The following is a 16,528-nucleotide window of genomic DNA, read 5'->3' as shown; positions in this document are numbered from 1 at the left end:
TTGACGCGGACGATTCCGAATCACGCACTCTTTAAAAAAATCTTCTCTTTATATACCTTGACACGTATATTCTCTGTGGAGTATATACAGAGCCGTGGGATCTGTGTTCGAAATCATTGCGGAGCCGAACCGCCGCGCGATATTGAGCCTGCTGGTCTCGTCACAACAGTCGGTGGGAGAGATCGAGCGTCAACTCCGTATGCCGCAGCCGACCGTGTCAAAACACCTGCGCGTGCTGCGCGAGGCCGGTTTCGTGGAGTCTACGGTGGACGCACAGCGCCGTCTCTACCGACTGAAGCCTGAACCATTTCAGGAAGTCGATGACTGGCTGGCTCAGTTCCGCCGTTTCTGGTCCGCTCGCGTGGATGCGCTCGAACGCCACCTCGATCGCATGGATAAAGATCAATCAACACCAAAGAAAAGGAAGACGCGGTCTAAACTGCGGATGTGAGCAAGGAGAAACGAAATGAAAATCAAAGTGACCAGCGTATATGTGAATGATCAGGACAAAGCCCTGCGCTTCTATACGGAGGTACTGGGTTTTGCCAAGAAGACCGATTGCAGTCAGGGCCCATATCGCTGGCTGGCCGTGGCCTCGCCGGAGGAGCCGGACGGCACTGAGCTGCAGTTGGCGTTAAACAACAACCCCGCGGCCAAAGCGTATCAGCAGGCGATCTTTCAACAGAGCCAGCCCGCGGCCATGTTTTTCACCGACGACGTCAGGGGCGACTATGAGCGGATCAAGGCCCGCGGCGCCGAGTTCACGATGCCGCCCACCGACGTGACCGGCTCGACGATTGCGATGCTGAAAGATACCTGCGGCAACCTCATTCAGCTCACCCAGTTGGCACGCTATTCGCGTTAAGGAGAAGAAGGTGAGCGATCGCGAGCACTACAGTGAAAGACCTCAGGAACGGGATCCCTGGCTGGCTCAGTTCCGTCAGTTCTGGTCTGCTCTCATAAATGCTCTCGAACGCTACCTCGACCGGGTAGAGCCCATCAACCCAAATAAAAACGGAAACAAAGACGACTAGGAGAAAAAGATGAGCGATCGCGCGCAGTACACACCGGGGCCGGCCAGCGGGGCGCAGGTGGTAAAGAAAGACGGAGAGCTGTGGACGCTCATTCTCACCAGAGAACTGCTCCACAAGCCGGAAAAAGTCTGGCGCGCGCTTACCGAGCCGGCGCATCTGCGCGAGTGGGCACCCTTTGAAGCGGATCGAAACCTGGGTACGGCTGGAACCACAGTGAAGTTCAGTTGGTTGGGAGCTACCAGTGCGCAGACCGAGATAAAAATCACGCGAGCCGACGCTCCCAAGGTGCTGGAGTACAACTGGGGTGACGCCAATACTCGTTGGGAACTCGAACCCTTTGCCGGCGGCACGCGCCTGACGATGTGGCACAGTCTCGATCGCCGCTTCATCGCAATGGGTGCTGCCGGGTGGCACATTTGCTTCGACGTTCTGGATCACCTTCTAAGCGGAACTCCCATCGGCCGCATCGCTGGCGGCGAAGCCATGAAGTTCGATGGTTGGCAGCGGCTGCACAAGGAGTACGCCCAGCAATTCGGCATCCCAATGCCCAACTGGCCGAAGACGTCTCAAAACTCGTGAATGGAGGGAATCATGAACCAACGTACGATTTTTCGCTGGATTCACCTCATCTTTAGCATTCCGATCATCGGCTATATCTATAGTCCGTTCGACAAAATTCCACAGTACGCTCCTCCGACTCGTTATGTCTTCGTTCCTATAATGGCCCTTACGGGGCTTTGGATGTAGAAAGGCCAAGTGGTTCGACGATTGATTTGGAAAAAATCGGCGCCGTGATATGCATACGCTGTCGCGCCGGGAAGTCCGGCGAACGCGACGATGAGCGCAGCTAAAATACGTGCGAGAGTTGGAGCTGTACATGAAGAAGAAAAGGAGCGTCCCAATGGAATCTGCCTCTGCATTCATCGACCAGAAGATTAAGGAACTTGGGGACTGGCGCGGGAAGACGCTCGCGAAAGTCCGCGGAATCATCCACCAGGCAGACCCTGAGATCGTCGAAGAGTGGAAGTGGGTGAAACCAACGAACCCCGGAACACCGGTCTTTTCCCACGGCGGCATCGTCTGCACGGGAGAGACGCACAAGAACGTCGTTAAGATGACATTTGCCAAGGGAGCTGCGTTGAAGGACCCTTCAGGTCTATTCAACTCCAGCCTCGATGGGAATGTCAGGCGCGCTATCGATATCCACGAAGGCGACAAGGTCGATGAGGGGGCCTTGAAGGATCTCATCCGCGCTGCAGTGGCGCTCAACCTCAAGGGCAAAAGCAATCCGAAGCCCAAGCCGAAGCCCCGGCGAGCCACCAGCAAGAGCGCCGACTAGCGTTTATCAAATCACGAAGAACGGTCTTGCCCTACAGGCGACCTTGCAGGGTACGAAGTACTACAAGGACGACGATCTGAACAAGCAGTGAGGAGGAGACTGCGCAAGCAGACTCGTCGGTAGCCCGAAGATCAAGACTCCGCTTCGCCAGGCAGAACCGTTCCTTGCGGCCTCAACGCGACTAGCTATCAAATCTGTCAGTACCCTGCGAGACACGCCGTTGCTACCTTCAGAGATTGAAGTCATGCAATCCGCGTGTGTTCCAACTTATTGCAAGCCAAACGAGTGCCGATAGACAAAGCAAGAGCCATTCGCTTGTGCATTGGCCGTGACGCGCTGAGTCTGCTGACGATCCTGTTTTTGGCATTGGGGAATGCGCGTGGACAGAGCCGGGAAGACGCTGTACGCGCAGCAAGGGAGGGCCATACTGAAGAAGCAATTCGTGTGCTGGAAAGCATGATCGCGAAAGACTCCAGGGACACTGCGGCTGCTCTTGATTTGGCGACCATCTTGACATGGGCGAAGCGACCACGTGATGCCACCAATGTATTCGAGCGGGCGGCCGTTCACGAACCGCCGGAGCATGTCCTGTTTGCAATGGTTCGTGCCTATCGAGACCAGCAGAGGTTCGGGCTCGCGCAAGAACTTGCCGAAGAAGGGCTTCGGCGCTTTCCCAAGGGAAAGGCATGGTTCCTTCTGAATACCCTCCTGAGTGGTGACATCGCGATGGCTGCAGGCGATAGCTTTGGAGCCCTCCGAGCGTACGCAACTGCGCGTGAGCTCGCACCTGACGACAGCGGCCTAGCCTCCGTCATGAGCGGCATTCTCATGCGCTTGAATGCACCTTACGGAGCGGCTTCACTAGTCTCAACTCCCGATTTAGGAATCGAAGCGGGAAAAGCGGCGGCGCTGGTGCGTTGGGGCACGGAGTTTGTGTCGCCTGAGCCGGCGAAGCGTTTTGAACGAACCGATGCGGCGCTTGCCAGGCTGGAAGTCCTGATTCGGGAAGCTTCGGCTGCGCAACCCCTCGATCGAGGACTGCTACTGCGCCTGAAGCGAGACCGGGTGCTCGCGCTCCGAAACCGTGAGCGCTGGAATGATGCCGTGCGGGCGGCTGCAGGGTTGCGCGAGGAAGGCGACGTTTTGCCTCCTTACGTGCGGGAAGCCGAGGCCGATTCTCTGCTGGCCCTTCGGCATCCAGAACAAGCATTGAAGGCTTACGAAGAAGTTCTTGCCGCCGACCCGCGGAACAAAGATGCAAGGCAAGGTTTGTTTTATGCACAAGTGGAAACGGAAGACTTCAATGCGGCGTTTGCCACAGTCGACGCCATGGCCGGAAAGGAGGCACCTGCGATTCGCCCACCTCTTATGCCGGGTCCGGTCGAGAATCCTGACTGGCTGGATGCGCAGGTTTTGGCAGGCCAGGCACGTCATTACGCAAGCATTGAGTCTCAGGGATGGAAGCGCCTTAAGCCGTTGGCCAATGGGGCCCCGGCGCTAGGTTACTTGCGCGCAGCGCTGGGAGGGGTTGCTGCAAACAGGGGTTGGCCGCGCCGCGCTGACGAAGAAATCGAAATCGCAACAGAAGTGGCGCGAGAGGACAGAGGCATCCAGATCGCGTTGGCGGACTCCTGCCTGCGGCGAAAACGATTTCGCGAGGCACAGGAGCGCATAGAACAATTGAACCTCCTCTACCCAGGTGATGTCGCAGTACAACGGTCAATGCGAGATGTCGCGGCCGAGCAAGCCGTGGAGTTGCAGGTCAATACGGTATTACGTCACGAGAGTGGAAACGCCACCAATCGTCCAGGATCTGAAATCGACACTACCGCCCGCCTTTACCTCCCCGCGTTCGGCGAGAGATGGCGTCCCTTCACCGAATTCGACTATTCCTTCGCGAAGCCGCCGGAAGGGTCTGTCCATCGCGTTCGCTATGGAGCAGGGGCTCAAGCGCGATGGCCAGACTTCACGCTCGAAGCAATCGCCTGGAACAATGCCGGACAACTCTCGCGCGGCGGCGCAACCCTCGCGGGCAGTTGGGAGGCGACAGATCAGTGGAGCTTCTCCGCGAGCGGGGAGCTGTTTTCCGCCGAAACACCGCTGCGCGCGGTGCTCCACGGCATTACGGCGAACGGAGGAAGCTTTAGAACCGCTTACGCCAAAAATGAATCCTTTTCCATTTCGGCACGGATGGGGGCCCTCTCGTTCTCGGACGGCAACCAGCGCTTCGAAGGTGGCGTGTCGCTGTTCCGTCGTCTCAGAGACCGGCCGCATTTCAAGTTAAACATTCGCCCCGAGTTTTACGCCTCACACAACACGCGGCTCGACGCGCCATACTTCAACCCGCAGCACGATACCTCAGCAAACATTGCTGTGGAACTCGACCACATTCTCTGGCGCCGCTATGAACGCAGCTTTCGGCAGAACCTCACAGCGGGCATGGGACCATATTGGGAAGCGCTTTACCGGCCCGATTGGATTGGGCAAATAAGCTATCGACAGAGTTTCGAACTCCAGCCGGGCCTGGAGATCCGCTATGGTGTGGACCTTGCTCGCCGCGTCTACGATGGGCAACCCGTCCGCGACCTCGGAATCGTTGCAAGTTTAGACAAGCGGTTTTTATGAAACGCGTAGCTTCGCTGGCCGTTTTGCTTGTGCTGTGCACTTCGACCTCTTTCTCCGACAAGCAAGGGTTACGATTCGTGTCTATCACGCTTCATGACGTTGTGGACACTCGAGAAGAACTGAGCGCGGATGCGATCACGACCGACCGCTTGGTGGCTCTGTTCGAGTTCCTGCGAGGGGACGGATGGACAGCGATCTCCCTCGACGATGTGTACCAGGCGTCCAGGCTGGGCCATCCCTTGCCGGACCGCGCCGTTCTGATAACGATTGACGACGGTTACCGCAGTCTCCACACGCGGGTCTTCCCACTTCTCCTCGCTTATCGGATGCCGGCGGTCGCAGCTCTCGTGGGCAGTTGGATCGAGACCGATGTGTCGCGCAAGCGCTATATCTCCTGGGCGGAGGCGCGCGAGATGGAGCGCAGCGGGCTTGTTGAGTTTGCTTCGCACACCTATGACTTACACCACGGAATGCTGGGAAACCCGCAGGGAAGTCTGCTCCCGGCGGCTGGCTTCCGCAAGTATGATCCCATTTCGGGATACGAAGACGAACACCAATACCGGATCCGAATCCGGGAAGATCTCGATAAATCCGTGGCTTTGATGAAACGCGAATTGGGCAAAGCGCCGCGGGCGCTGGCTTGGCCTTATGGCCGATATACGGCCGCGGCTGATGACGTAGCGCGCGATGCAGGCTTCACGCTTGCCCTGACTCTGGATTCTGAGCCGGCCGATGCTTCCAAGCCCATGGCGCTTGCCCGATACCTTTTGTCCGCAGATTCCGACTACAAAAAGATCGTGAGCGATCTGCGTGCGCTCACCAAGCCGCCATCGGTGCAGCGTCTCGTCCGGCTAGACCCATCCACTCTCTGGACTGCCGATGCCCACGAGACTGAGGCTCGTCTGGGTCGTGCGATAGAACGGGTCCGTAAGCTGGGCGCCACTTCGATAGTAATCGACGCTGCCCTGACGGGCCCCGATGGCACGCTCAGCGCCACGTGGTTTCCCAACAGCTCTTTGCCCGTGCAAGCCGACGTGTTCTCACGCGCTGCCTGGCAGATGCACGTGCGCGCAGGCGTGCGTGTGTTCGGAAGACTCCCCGTAAAGGCTGCGCTCAATACTTTGAAAGATCCCGAGCGCGTTCTCGCTCTTTGCCGCGATTTTGGCGTGGCGGCTCCAATCGATGGTTTCGTGCTCACCGAAGTGCCGCAATTGGCGGCAATGAAGACGGAAAGCGGCCTGGAAGACGAAACACCATGGGCGGTGGAAAAGTGGCGTAAGGCGGTGGAATACAGCGCACTGAACCCGTCCGACGCGCTGGCCCTTCGTTGCTTCCGAATTGTCGAAGCTGCCCGCCCGCAATTGAGTCTGGCCCTGTTCAGCACCGACCAAACGCTGGCCGGGCCTAGCTCGATCGCGGATATGACGTTGATCGCAACTCCCAACAATCCGAAGGAGGCTGCTCGTTTGCTTGAGCGGCTGAAGAAGCTCGCTGGATCGCCGGAGCTTTTTCCGCGACGCCTCGGAGTTTGGATCGAAGGCTCGAAGCCTCCGAGTTCCTCCGATTTGATCGCTATTGCTCGCATGTTTCAAAGAAATGGAATCAGCGTGATCGGCTGGGCCGACGACATGATCGGTGACAAGCCTCAGGCGGCGCTGGTAGCCGGCTCGGTTTCAGCCAGCTCGTTCCCTGTGAAGTTCTGAACTTTATGTTTTCGGAAACGGTAGTTCGCGGGACTCAATCTTTCTGCTTCGGCTATCCATTCATTATGTCCTGGTACTGGATGGCCGGCGGAATACTCTATCGCTGGCTGCGAGAACGGCATCAGCCTCCACCTTGGGAACCGCCGCAACTGGATTCTTATCCGGCAGTATCAGTTCTCGTCCCTTGCCATAACGAAGCAGCTAACGCTACCGAAGTCTTTACCGCTCTCGCGGCGCTCGATTACCCCGATTACGAAGTGATCGCGATCAACGATGGATCGACCGACAACACTGCCGAAATTCTGAACGATCTGTCGCGGCGTATTGAACGCCTGCGCGTGGTACATCTGGCTCGCAATCAGGGCAAAGCCGTAGCGCTCAACTGCGGAGCGATGCTGGCAAATGCCGAGATTCTCGTCTGTATTGATGGCGACGCGCTGCTGGACGTCAATGCGCTGACGTGGATCGTTCGACGGTTTCTCCTGGATGGTTCCATTGGGGGAATCACGGGAAATCCGCGCATACGGAATCGATCCACAGTGCTGGCCCGGTTGCAAGTCGGCGAGTATGGCACGATCGTTGGCCTGATTAAGCGTACGCAGAGTTTGTTCGGATGGGTGTTTACCGTTTCGGGAGTGATTTGCGCGTTTCGGAAGCGCTCGCTGCAGGAGGCTGGCTGGTGGTCCCCCAAGACCGTCACTGACGATGTGGAACTGAGTTGGCGGATTCAACTTTCCGGGTGGCGCGTTACCTACCAGGCCAACGCGATCTGTTGGATTCTGATGCCCGAAACTCTCCGGGGTCTGTGGAGACAGCGACTGCGCTGGTCCGAAGGTGGCACCCAAACTGTGCTTATGTCTACGCTGCGGATTTGGCGGCTGCGCCACTGGAAGAGCTGGATCGTTTGGGGAAACTATATTACGAGCATCCTCTGGTCTTTCACGATTTTGGGCGCCATGAGCTTGTGGCTACTGGAACGAGTGGGATTGCCGTTGAACACCGGACTCCCTAAAGTGAGCCTCCTTCCCGCCTGGTGGGGGGCAATATTAACCGCAACCTACTTGTTGCAAGCCACGGTGGGCCTGTCATTAGAGCGGCGATTCGAAACGGGGCTTCTCCGCACCATCTTTTGGCTGTCCTGGTATCCGGTGTTTTTCTGGATGCTTCAAGCGATGACGGCGGTCGCCGCAGTGCCCAGAGCGATCGTGCGGATGTACAGGCCGCGGGGCACGTGGACCAGTCCCGACCGAGGGGTGGCATGAACGCTAATGTGCACGTGCCACCAGCACCACCGTTGATACAGGCCAAACGACTGCCGGCCTGGCTTGTTTTCCGGGACATTTTGTTGACGGTTGTTGCATGGATTGCCATCGCCCAATCTATGCGATACGGGCTCTATCTGTTCTATGACTACTTCAGCCCTCCTGTCTTCTCGCTCACACATGTAAAACCAGTGCATGTGGTCGACATCTGGAATCCTCTAAGCGAATTCCTGTTGGCTGCGATCTGCCTGGCCGCATGGCTGGCATTTTGGGCGTTTAGAGGAACCAGACGCCTTCGCCAGAAGCGCGAAGCTCCGCAACCAATTCCTTTGCCGACCAGCGAGCATGCTCACTATTTCGGAATGAAGTCCGAGGAACTCGCCCTCTGGAAGACTTATCGAATCGCGATCGTCACCTTCAATGCCGACAACCACATCGCCGGTGTATTGCGGAGAGATCTCGAATCGACGGTCGCTACGGCAAGCAGCCGTCGATGAGAACATCTGTCTCGGCACCGCGATTGGCGAGTGGCCGACCTTGCACTTGGCTTGGGCTCTTAGACTTTCCAAACGGCGAGTGCCCAGTCTTGTCGGTCACACGTTTGTGATGCGATCATGTTCGTTCGCCCACTCGTAGAGCTGACCCGCAATGCAGCATTGCTACTGGCACCGCCTCGCGTACTTACTTTCCACCTCTTTCCTTTCGTGTACCATGCCTCTTTAATTCAGGAGGACAAATGAAGACCGAGCGGCGTTCGTTTCTCTCATGGTTATCCGCATTGCCATTCTTAGGATGGCCTGCAGCCGCCCTGGCGGACGCGACCCAATCTGAAACCAAGAAGCGCCTGAAGATCATGATGAAGAGCGCTTGGGGATCCGACGATCCTACGCGAGCTTCGTTTGCCTTTATCCACGGACTCGCCCTGGCCGAGGCAGGCCACGACGTGCAGATCTTCCTCACCGGCGAAGCCACTTACCTTATGCGCAAGGCCACGGTAGATGCCATCAAGCCCGTTGGCTGGCCACCCTTGAGTGAGACCTTCGAAAAGCTCGTAGCCAAGCGCATTCCCGTGTTTTCCTGAGGGGCATGTTCCCGTGCCCGTGGGGTAACGGAAGCCGACCTGAATCAGTGGGGAGCAAAATTCGGCTCTCCCGCGATATTCGTCTCGCTGGTGGAGTGGGCAGACAGAATTGTGACTGAATAGTCCGCTGGAAATTTAGAATCCAAAAACTCGTAGGCGAACTTACGACGAGTAGTCACGGCAAAATGCACTTCAAGGTGTGGCGTAAACAGTCGTAGGTCTCGGCGCTTGTTGAGGGGTTTCTAAGAAGTGAGTACGATCACTGGCATCGTAAACAGATGAGCTTCTTCGACAAGCGCACCGCGAGTGTACTCAGCACAATTGTGCTGTTCTGCCTGATCGCAGGATTCATTTACGGCGCCAGACGCATTCTCGTCGTCATCCTGTTCGCGATTCTCTTTGCCTACCTGCTCGAGCCTCTCGTGTCGCTGGTTCAGCGGAAGTCGAAGTTCTCCCGGGGCTCGCGCTCCCTCGCCATTCTCCAGGTTTACGTCTTGCTACTGCTGATCATCACAGGAGTGCTTCTGAGCATCGGTCCGCGGGTGGTGGATGAAGGTCGAAAGCTTGCGAACGCTCTGCCCAGCCTGCTGGATCAGATGTCGGCGAGCGACATAATTACGCGTTTCGCCGGAAAGCATGGGTGGAGCTTAGAGACGCAGGCCCGTCTACAACAGTTCTTCGCAGCGCACCGTGGAGTGATCGATGAGTGGGCAAGGGACTTTGCCAGTCGCGCGACCATGCTGCTGGCGAATGTCGTCTGGCTCATCGTGATCCCTATCCTCGCCATCTTCTTCCTGCGCGACGGACGCGAATTTGCCAACTCGCTGATCGAAATCGCGGAAAGAAGCCGGCAGCGTCAACTGGTGAGCAGCATCATTGAGGATCTCAACGTGATCCTCGCCGGATACATTCGCGCCCAGCTCATCTTGGCCGGATTATCGCTCGTGGCTTATACCGTTGTGCTGCTTCTGTTGCGCGTACCTTACGCGATCATCCTGGGCCTGCTGGGCGGGGCTATGGAATTTATTCCCGTTGCGGGTCCCCTGGTCGCAGCACTGGTAATTTTTGGCGTCGCCTTCCTGACCGGTTACCACCATTTGCTTCTTCTTGTCTTGTTTCTGGCTCTCTGGCGGTTGGTGCAGGACTATGTAAACTCCCCTCGCATCATGAGCGGCACGCTCGAACTGCATCCCCTAGCCGCCTTGTTCGCCATTCTCGCAGGCGGAGAGATCGCCGGAGTCATCGGCGTATATCTATCCATTCCGATCATGGCTGCGCTGCGCATTCTCTGGAGGCGTTGGCAGAAGTACGCAGAAACAGAGCAGCGTTGAGCTATTCGAAGATTCGTAACCATTGTGATGGATGGAATGTGAGAGGGTGCTCCGCCCGCCCTGGAACTCCGACAGCAAGGCGGAAAACGAGGAGCTATGGAACTATAGCCGGATCGGAAATAGCCGATTTGTCGCTTTCATTTCCGCCGGTATCGACCGCAGTCACGATGTAGTAGTACTTGCCGGAAGATGCTGACAAATCTGTGTAGGTTAGGATTCCATCGCCCACGCTTGCGATGTAGGTATAGTCGAAGCCGTTTTGCGAGGAAGAGCACCTAGCATCCGCTACAAGGGGCGAGACGTCGCCGCAACGGTACACGTTGTAATGCGCATCGGGAGTAGGACTAGGTTGCCAGGTCAGTTGAACGATTGCTGTACCAGTCCCGGAAACGGTCTGCGCAGCCGCGTTGGTACTGCCGCCAAATGTCACAGTTCCTGAGGCGAGTCCGGGAGAGTCCAAAAGCGGATTGAAAGTGACGATGAATGGGAAGGTGTCTCCGGCCGCAAGCTGAAGCGGGAATTGCAGCGGGGCACCGGGCCCAGTGACGGAGAACGCGTTGTTGCTCACGGTGGGGGAATTTACCGTGACGGCGGTTCCTACCGCTGTCAGAGTCCCAATCTGAAACATGCTGGCAATGCCATCCGGGACTGAACCGAAGTCCAGAGCGGCTGGAGTGACAACCAGCCCAGCAACCGAGAAACTCGCCGCACTCGAACCGCCTCCGGGCTGAGGATTGGTGACTACCACAGGGAAAACACCAGCCATCGCCAAGTCGGCAGCGCTTAACTGAATGGTTAATTGACTTGCGCTGAAAAGGGTAACGAAGTGGGGGGCTCCGTTGTAAGTAACCGTCGAGTTGTTATCGAAGTTGGAGCCGTTGATCGTCAGTGTTTGAGCTGTGCCTGTAATTGGGAGAATGTTCGGCAACAGCGAGGTGATCGACGGCGGCGGGTTGTCCACGATTAGAGGCGTCAAGCCAGACACGCCGTTTTGAGCAGCCGTAATAATGACGGAGCCTGCGGCGACTCCGGTCGCAAATCCTGCTGAACTGATCGTGGCAATGTTCGTGTCCGAAGAAGTCCACGTTACCAAAAGCGAGACATCCTGAGTGCTACCGTCGCTATAAGTCCCGGTGGCGGTGAACTGCTGCGCAGATCCCTTCACAATCGATGGCGTGGCAGGAGTGACGGCGATGGACTGCAGCACAGCAGTGGTCACTGTGAGTACGAAGGGATCCGACGTGACTCCGTTCTCGGTAGCGCTGATGTTCGTAGAGCCGAGCGTGAGTCCGGTGGCCACTCCTCCTACAGCGCTGATGGTAGCCACTGCGGGACTCGATGACGCCCAAGTCGCAGAGTGAGTGACGTTTTGCATAGTGCCATCGCTGAGGGTGGCAGTGGCGTTGAGTTGCTCGGTCAGTCCATTAGCGATGGTGCCGCTGGCTGCAGTAATCGTGATCGACTGCACCACCGTATCGCTAACAGCAAGTGCCAGAGTGTTTGATGCGATTGCGTTTTGGGTTGCGGTGATATTGCTGGAACCGGGGCTGAGACCGTTAGCAAGACCAGTCGCGTTGATGTTCACCGACGGGCCGGAAGAAGTCCACATCACGGAGTTAGTCAGGTCCTGGGTTGTGCCATCGCTGAAGTGCCCAGTGGCTGTGAACTGATTCGTTGTACCCTTCGCGATCGTGCCATTATCGGAGGCGATGGTAATCGACCGTAGCACCGCATCAGTGACCGTAAGGGCATAGGTATCTGACGTAGTTCCATTCTGGGTCGCGCTAATGTTACTAGTACCAAGGCCTACTCCACTCGCCAAACCCATGGGCGCGATGGTTGCGACCGCGGGATTCGAAGAAGTCCAGGTCGCTGTCTCGGTCAGGTCCTGAATTGTGCCGTCGCTGAATACTCCAACAGCGCTGAACTGATCGGTGGTGCCCTTCGCAGTAGACGTGGTGTCGGCGCCGATAAAGATGAGCTGAAGAACGGCAGCGGTGATGGTGAGTTCGAAACTGTTGGAAGTGACTTCATTCTGCGTGGCACTAATGTTGCACGAGCCAACGTTCACTCCTGTTGCCAGACCCGTGGGGTCGACGCTCACCACCATGGGATCCGAGCAGACCCAGTTGGCGGAATCAGTCACTTCTTGCACCGTGCCATCGCTGAAGGTACCGAGAGCAATGAACTGATTGCTTGTGCCTTTCGCGATCGATGTACTGTCGGCGCCGATGATGATGGAGTTCAGCACGGCTGCTGTGACTGTAAGGGTGAATGTGTTTGAGGCAACTCCATTTTGGGAAGCGCTGATGTCGCTGGAACCGATATTAGCTCCGGTTGCGACTCCGCTGGCATCGATTTTGACCGCGGTGAGGTTCGAGGAGGTCCAGGCGACAGAGTTAGTCAGATCCTGCGTGCTGTTATCGCTGAAGGTTCCGCTGGCAGTGAATTCGTCGTTCGTACCTTTCGCGATTGAACCATTCTGAGCGCGGATAGCGATCGATTGCAGTACGGCCGGAGTGACAGTGAGTGGGAGCAGATTCGACGTGATTCCGTTGAAGCTTGCGCTGATGTTGCTGGAACCAACGCTGGCTCCGGTCGCCAGTCCCGCAGCGGTAATGGTTGCAACAGCAGGATTCGAAGATGCCCATATCACAGAACCAGTTAGATCTTGCATGCTGCCATCGGTAAAGATGCCCTTTGCGGTGAACTGATCGGTCGTGCCGTTGGCAATGGAAGGCTTGGCTGCGCTGATCGTGATGGATCGCAGCGTAGCCGCCGTTACCGTGAGTGGAAGAGTGTTCGACATAATTCCGGCGCTGGTGGCGCTAATGCTGGTAGAGCCGACGCCGATGCCGAACGCCGAACCTGCGGAGCTGATGGTTGCGACCGCAGGATTCGTGGAAGTCCAGGTGGCGGAGTTCGTCAGGTCTTGAGTCGTGCCGTCACTCAAGGTTCCAGTAGCCGTGAACTGATCGCTCGTCCCCTTCGCGATCGAGGGGCTGAGTGCGTTGATAGTGATCGACTGCAGGATCGGTGGAGATACGGTTAGCGTAAAGTTCTGGACCGCATCGACGCCTACGCCGTTGTGAGCGGTGATGTTGATCGGGAATAAACCGCTGGCAGTCGGAGTGCCGCCTAACACTCCAGTCGCGGTGTTGAACATCACGCCCGCCGGCAAGGCACCGCTCTCGCTCAGCGTCGGAGTTGGGAAGCCCGTTGCCGTTACTGTGAAGGAACTGGCGATGCCGTCGATGAAGGTAGCGCTGTTGCCGCTAGTGATGGCTGCCGCCTGATTCACGGTCAATGTGAAGCTCTGGGTTGCATCTGTGCCTACGCCGTTGTGAGCGGTGATGGTGATCGGGAATGAACCGCTGGCAGTCGGAGTGCCGCCTAACACTCCAGTCGCGTTGTTGAACATCATGCCCGCCGGCAAAGCCCCGGTCTGGCTCAGAGTCGGGACTGGGAAGCCCGTTGCCGTCACAGTGAATGAGCCGGATGTCCCGAAGCTGAACGTCGCGCTGTTCGCACTCGTGATCGCCGCCGCCTGATTCACCGTCTGACTCAGCGCCGAAGATGTGCTCGACCGGAAGTTCCCATCTCCGCCATAGGCCGCCGTGATCGAATGCGCTCCCGCCGCAAGCACGGAAGCACTGAATGTCGCCTGGCCGGAAACCAGTACGCTTGTTCCCAAACTGGTGCTGCCATCGTTGAACATCACGGTGCCGGTGGGTGTGCCGCCGCTGCTGCTGGATACTGTCGCGGTAAAGGTGACGGGGGCTCCAAGAGTCGATGGATTCACCGAGCTGGTGAACGTCGTCGATGAAGGAGCTTGATTCACCGTAATGGTGACGGTCGCGGCTTGCGTCGTGTAGTCGGTGCTGTCAGTCGGCGTAAATGTTACCGAGAGCGTCTGGTTCACGCCGGCGTTCAAGACGGTGCCCGCTGGAGGTGCGTAGGCAAAGCTGCCGAGCACACCACCGGCGCTGGCATTCAACTGCGTCCCGCCCAAGGCTGTACCGTATGTGATCGCCACCGGGTTGTTCCACGTCACAGTCGGAGTAGCGGCTGTGATGGTCAACGTGCCATTCACAAAGGTGAAAGTGTAGTTGGTTGCACTGAGTGTCCCCTGGCTCGCAATTATCAAATACGGGCCCACGGTCGAGTTTGCAGTCGCCGCTGTACTCAGGTTCGCAGAGCCAGTCACTACGCTCACGGTATCGCCGTTGACGAAACCGGTGATGATGGCGCTGAACGCGGGATTCGCGGCTCCGTAAGTGCGCGAGGCATTCTGTGCTGTTACCGTCAGGGTCGCCGCATTCACGGTCAGCGTGCCCGGCGCGAAGGTGAAGGTATAGTTGGCTGCCGCGAGTGTTCCCGTAGTGGCGGTGATCGCATAGCTGCCTACACCGGAAGCTGGCGTCGCCGTCGTGCTCAAGATCGGACTGCCAGTCACTACGCTCACGGTATCGCCGTTGACGAAACCGGTGATGATGGCGCTGAACGCAGGATTCGCAGCTCCATAAGTGCGGGCAGCGTTTTGCGCCGTCACCGTCAACGCAGCCGCGTTGACTGTCAGCATGCCGTTCACGAAGGTGAAGGTATAGTTCGCTGCCGCCAGCGTTCCCGCAGTAGCTGTGATCGCGTAGCTGCCCACGGCGGATGCATGTGTCGCCGTGGTGCTCAGGCTGGCACTGCCACTCACTACGCTCACGGTATCGCCGTTGACGAAGCCGGTGTAGTTAGCTGTGAATGCAGGCACTGGAGAGCCATAAATCATCTGCGCTGGATTTGCGGTGACGATCAACGGAGCCGGCCTGATGGTGAACATCGCCGTGTTGGAAGTGATGGAGTAGTTGCCCAGCACGCCTGTTGGCGACAGTGTTGCGCTGATGGTGTAGGGGCCGCCGGCAACGGTCTCACCTGGTGCGCGCGTGTAGGTAGCGGTGACGTTGTCGGCCGCGAGGAATCCGGTGAGTGTTCCACTCAGTGCGGGATCCAGTGTTCCGTAGGTCTTGCTGGCGGCGTTCGGAGTCACCGACGCAGTCGCGGGGGTGATCGTCAACGTGCCGTTCACGAAGCCGAACATGTAGTTGGCCGCTGCCAATGTTCCCAGACTGGAACTGATCGCGTAGCCGCCCACTGCAGACGCTTGTGTTGCCGTGGTGCTCAGGCTGGCACTGCCACTCACTACGCTCACGGTATCGCCGTTGACGAAACCGGTGATGATGGCGCTGAACGCAGGATTCGCGGCTCCGTAAGTGCGGGAGGCATTCTGTGCCGTCACCGTCAGGGTTGCCGCATTCACTGTCAGCGTGCCGGGTACGAAGCTGAAGGTGTAGTTGGTAGCCGCCAGCGATCCCAAAGTGGCGGTGATCGCATAGCTGCCCACGCCCGAGGCTGGTGTAGCTGTCGTGCTCAGGCTGGGACTTCCGCTCACCACGCTCTGCATGTCGCCGTTGACGAGGCCGGTGATACTCGCGCTGAACGTGGGGTTCGCCGCCCCATACGCCCGCACAGCGTTCTGCGCTGTCACTGTCAACGCAGCCGCGTTCACCGTCAGCGTGCCGGGTACGAAGCTGAAGGTGTAATTGGTTGCCGTCAGCGTTCCCGCACTGGCGGTGATCGCATAGCTGCCCACTCCGGAAGCTGGTGTCGCCGTCGTGCTCAGGCTGGGACTTCCGCTCACCACGCTCTGCGTATCGCCGTTGACGAGGCCGGTGATGTTCGCGGTAAACGTTGGATTCGCTGCTCCATAAGCACGCGAGGCGTTCTGCGCCGTTACAGTCAACGCAGCGGCGTTCACTGTCAGCGTGCCGTTCACGAAGGTGAAGGTATAGTTGGCTGCCGCCAGCGATCCCAAAGTGGCGGTGATCGCATAGCTGCCCACGCCCGAGGCTGGTGTAGCTGTCGTGCTCAGGCTGGGACTTCCGCTCACCATGCTCTGCGTGTCGCCGTTGACGAGGCCGGTGATGATTGCGTTGAACGCCGGATTCGCTGCTCCATAAGTGCGAGCAGCGTTCTGCGCCGTCACCGTCAGCACCGCCGGAATCACATTGACGTTCACCGAACTGGTCACGGTCTGGTAATTCAACGTGTCGGTGGGGGTGAACTTCACCGTTTAGCATCTGATTGCCCGTGCTCAGCACGGCA

The 16,528-nt window shown here is 57.8% G+C and carries 13 protein-coding genes; 12 read left to right on the top strand and 1 reads right to left on the bottom strand.

All coding sequences use genetic code 11. The features are described from left to right. Positions 1-94: 94 nt before the first annotated feature. The 12 genes from VNX88_06750 to VNX88_06695 all read left to right on the top strand — a co-directional run bounded on the left by VNX88_06750 (position 95) and on the right by VNX88_06695 (position 10,375). Positions 95-451, top strand: coding sequence for a metalloregulator ArsR/SmtB family transcription factor (locus tag VNX88_06750; GenBank protein ID HWY68345.1), 357 nt, complete (start codon positions 95-97; stop codon positions 449-451). A 15-nt stretch (positions 452-466) separates the two neighbouring features. After that, a complete protein-coding gene (locus tag VNX88_06745) occupies positions 467-865 on the top strand; it encodes a VOC family protein (GenBank protein HWY68344.1) in 399 nt (132 codons plus the stop codon). 10 nt (positions 866-875) lie between these two features. Then, positions 876-1,034 (top strand): hypothetical protein, encoded by a 159-nt coding sequence (locus tag VNX88_06740; GenBank protein HWY68343.1) that lies wholly within the window; start codon positions 876-878, stop codon positions 1,032-1,034. A 9-nt stretch (positions 1,035-1,043) separates the two neighbouring features. Continuing rightward, the gene (locus tag VNX88_06735) at positions 1,044-1,613 is read left to right on the top strand and encodes an SRPBCC family protein (GenBank protein HWY68342.1); all 570 of its coding nucleotides are present in this window, start codon (positions 1,044-1,046) and stop codon (positions 1,611-1,613) included. A gap of 12 nt (positions 1,614-1,625) precedes the next feature. Further along, on the top strand, positions 1,626-1,781 hold the full coding sequence (locus VNX88_06730) for a hypothetical protein (protein ID HWY68341.1): 156 nt from the start codon (positions 1,626-1,628) through the stop codon (positions 1,779-1,781). A gap of 130 nt (positions 1,782-1,911) precedes the next feature. Beyond that, on the top strand, positions 1,912-2,373 hold the full coding sequence (locus VNX88_06725; protein ID HWY68340.1) for a DUF1801 domain-containing protein: 462 nt from the start codon (positions 1,912-1,914) through the stop codon (positions 2,371-2,373). 285 nt (positions 2,374-2,658) lie between these two features. After that, on the top strand, positions 2,659-4,998 hold the full coding sequence (gene pgaA / locus VNX88_06720) for a poly-beta-1,6 N-acetyl-D-glucosamine export porin PgaA (protein HWY68339.1): 2,340 nt from the start codon (positions 2,659-2,661) through the stop codon (positions 4,996-4,998). Further along, positions 4,995-6,701 carry a poly-beta-1,6-N-acetyl-D-glucosamine N-deacetylase PgaB gene (pgaB, locus tag VNX88_06715; protein ID HWY68338.1) on the top strand — a complete coding sequence of 569 codons (1,707 nt, stop codon included), beginning with the start codon at positions 4,995-4,997 and terminating at the stop codon, positions 6,699-6,701. Before pgaA ends, pgaB begins: the two co-directional genes overlap by 4 nt. 5 nt (positions 6,702-6,706) lie before the next feature. Next, entirely contained in the window at positions 6,707-7,963 is a 1,257-nt protein-coding gene (pgaC, locus tag VNX88_06710; GenBank protein ID HWY68337.1) for a poly-beta-1,6-N-acetyl-D-glucosamine synthase, read from the top strand. Next, on the top strand, positions 7,960-8,460 hold the full coding sequence (locus VNX88_06705; GenBank protein HWY68336.1) for a PgaD family protein: 501 nt from the start codon (positions 7,960-7,962) through the stop codon (positions 8,458-8,460). Before pgaC ends, VNX88_06705 begins: the two co-directional genes overlap by 4 nt. Before the next feature lie 239 nt (positions 8,461-8,699). Continuing rightward, a complete protein-coding gene (locus VNX88_06700; GenBank protein HWY68335.1) occupies positions 8,700-9,044 on the top strand; it encodes a DsrE family protein in 345 nt (114 codons plus the stop codon). A 278-nt stretch (positions 9,045-9,322) separates the two neighbouring features. Continuing rightward, a complete protein-coding gene (locus tag VNX88_06695; protein HWY68334.1) occupies positions 9,323-10,375 on the top strand; it encodes an AI-2E family transporter in 1,053 nt (350 codons plus the stop codon). 94 nt (positions 10,376-10,469) lie between these two features. On the opposite strand, the gene VNX88_06690 is transcribed toward VNX88_06695, so the two are convergent. Next, positions 10,470-16,316 carry an MBG domain-containing protein gene (locus tag VNX88_06690; GenBank protein HWY68333.1) on the bottom strand — a complete coding sequence of 1,949 codons (5,847 nt, stop codon included), beginning with the start codon at positions 16,314-16,316 and terminating at the stop codon, positions 10,470-10,472. Between the last annotated feature and the right edge of the window lie 212 nt (positions 16,317-16,528).

The sequence above is a fragment of the Terriglobales bacterium genome (genome assembly GCA_035567895.1).
Taxonomy (GTDB): domain Bacteria; phylum Acidobacteriota; class Terriglobia; order Terriglobales; family Acidobacteriaceae; genus Gp1-AA112.
Note: the sequence above shows the minus strand (reverse complement) of the source record. Positions and strands in the feature narration are given on the sequence as shown.

Coding starts and splice junctions, on each gene's coding strand:
- VNX88_06745 (HWY68344.1), top strand. CDS start 467: ATGAAAATCAAAGTGACCAGCGTATATGTGAATGATCAGGACAAAGCC.
- VNX88_06730 (HWY68341.1), top strand. CDS start 1,626: ATGAACCAACGTACGATTTTTCGCTGGATTCACCTCATCTTTAGCATT.
- pgaC (HWY68337.1), top strand. CDS start 6,707: ATGTTTTCGGAAACGGTAGTTCGCGGGACTCAATCTTTCTGCTTCGGC.
- VNX88_06705 (HWY68336.1), top strand. CDS start 7,960: ATGAACGCTAATGTGCACGTGCCACCAGCACCACCGTTGATACAGGCC.
- VNX88_06735 (HWY68342.1), top strand. CDS start 1,044: ATGAGCGATCGCGCGCAGTACACACCGGGGCCGGCCAGCGGGGCGCAG.
- VNX88_06690 (HWY68333.1), bottom strand. CDS start 16,316: ATGGTGAGCGGAAGTCCCAGCCTGAGCACGACAGCTACACCAGCCTCG.
- VNX88_06725 (HWY68340.1), top strand. CDS start 1,912: ATGAAGAAGAAAAGGAGCGTCCCAATGGAATCTGCCTCTGCATTCATC.
- VNX88_06695 (HWY68334.1), top strand. CDS start 9,323: ATGAGCTTCTTCGACAAGCGCACCGCGAGTGTACTCAGCACAATTGTG.
- VNX88_06700 (HWY68335.1), top strand. CDS start 8,700: ATGAAGACCGAGCGGCGTTCGTTTCTCTCATGGTTATCCGCATTGCCA.
- pgaB (HWY68338.1), top strand. CDS start 4,995: ATGAAACGCGTAGCTTCGCTGGCCGTTTTGCTTGTGCTGTGCACTTCG.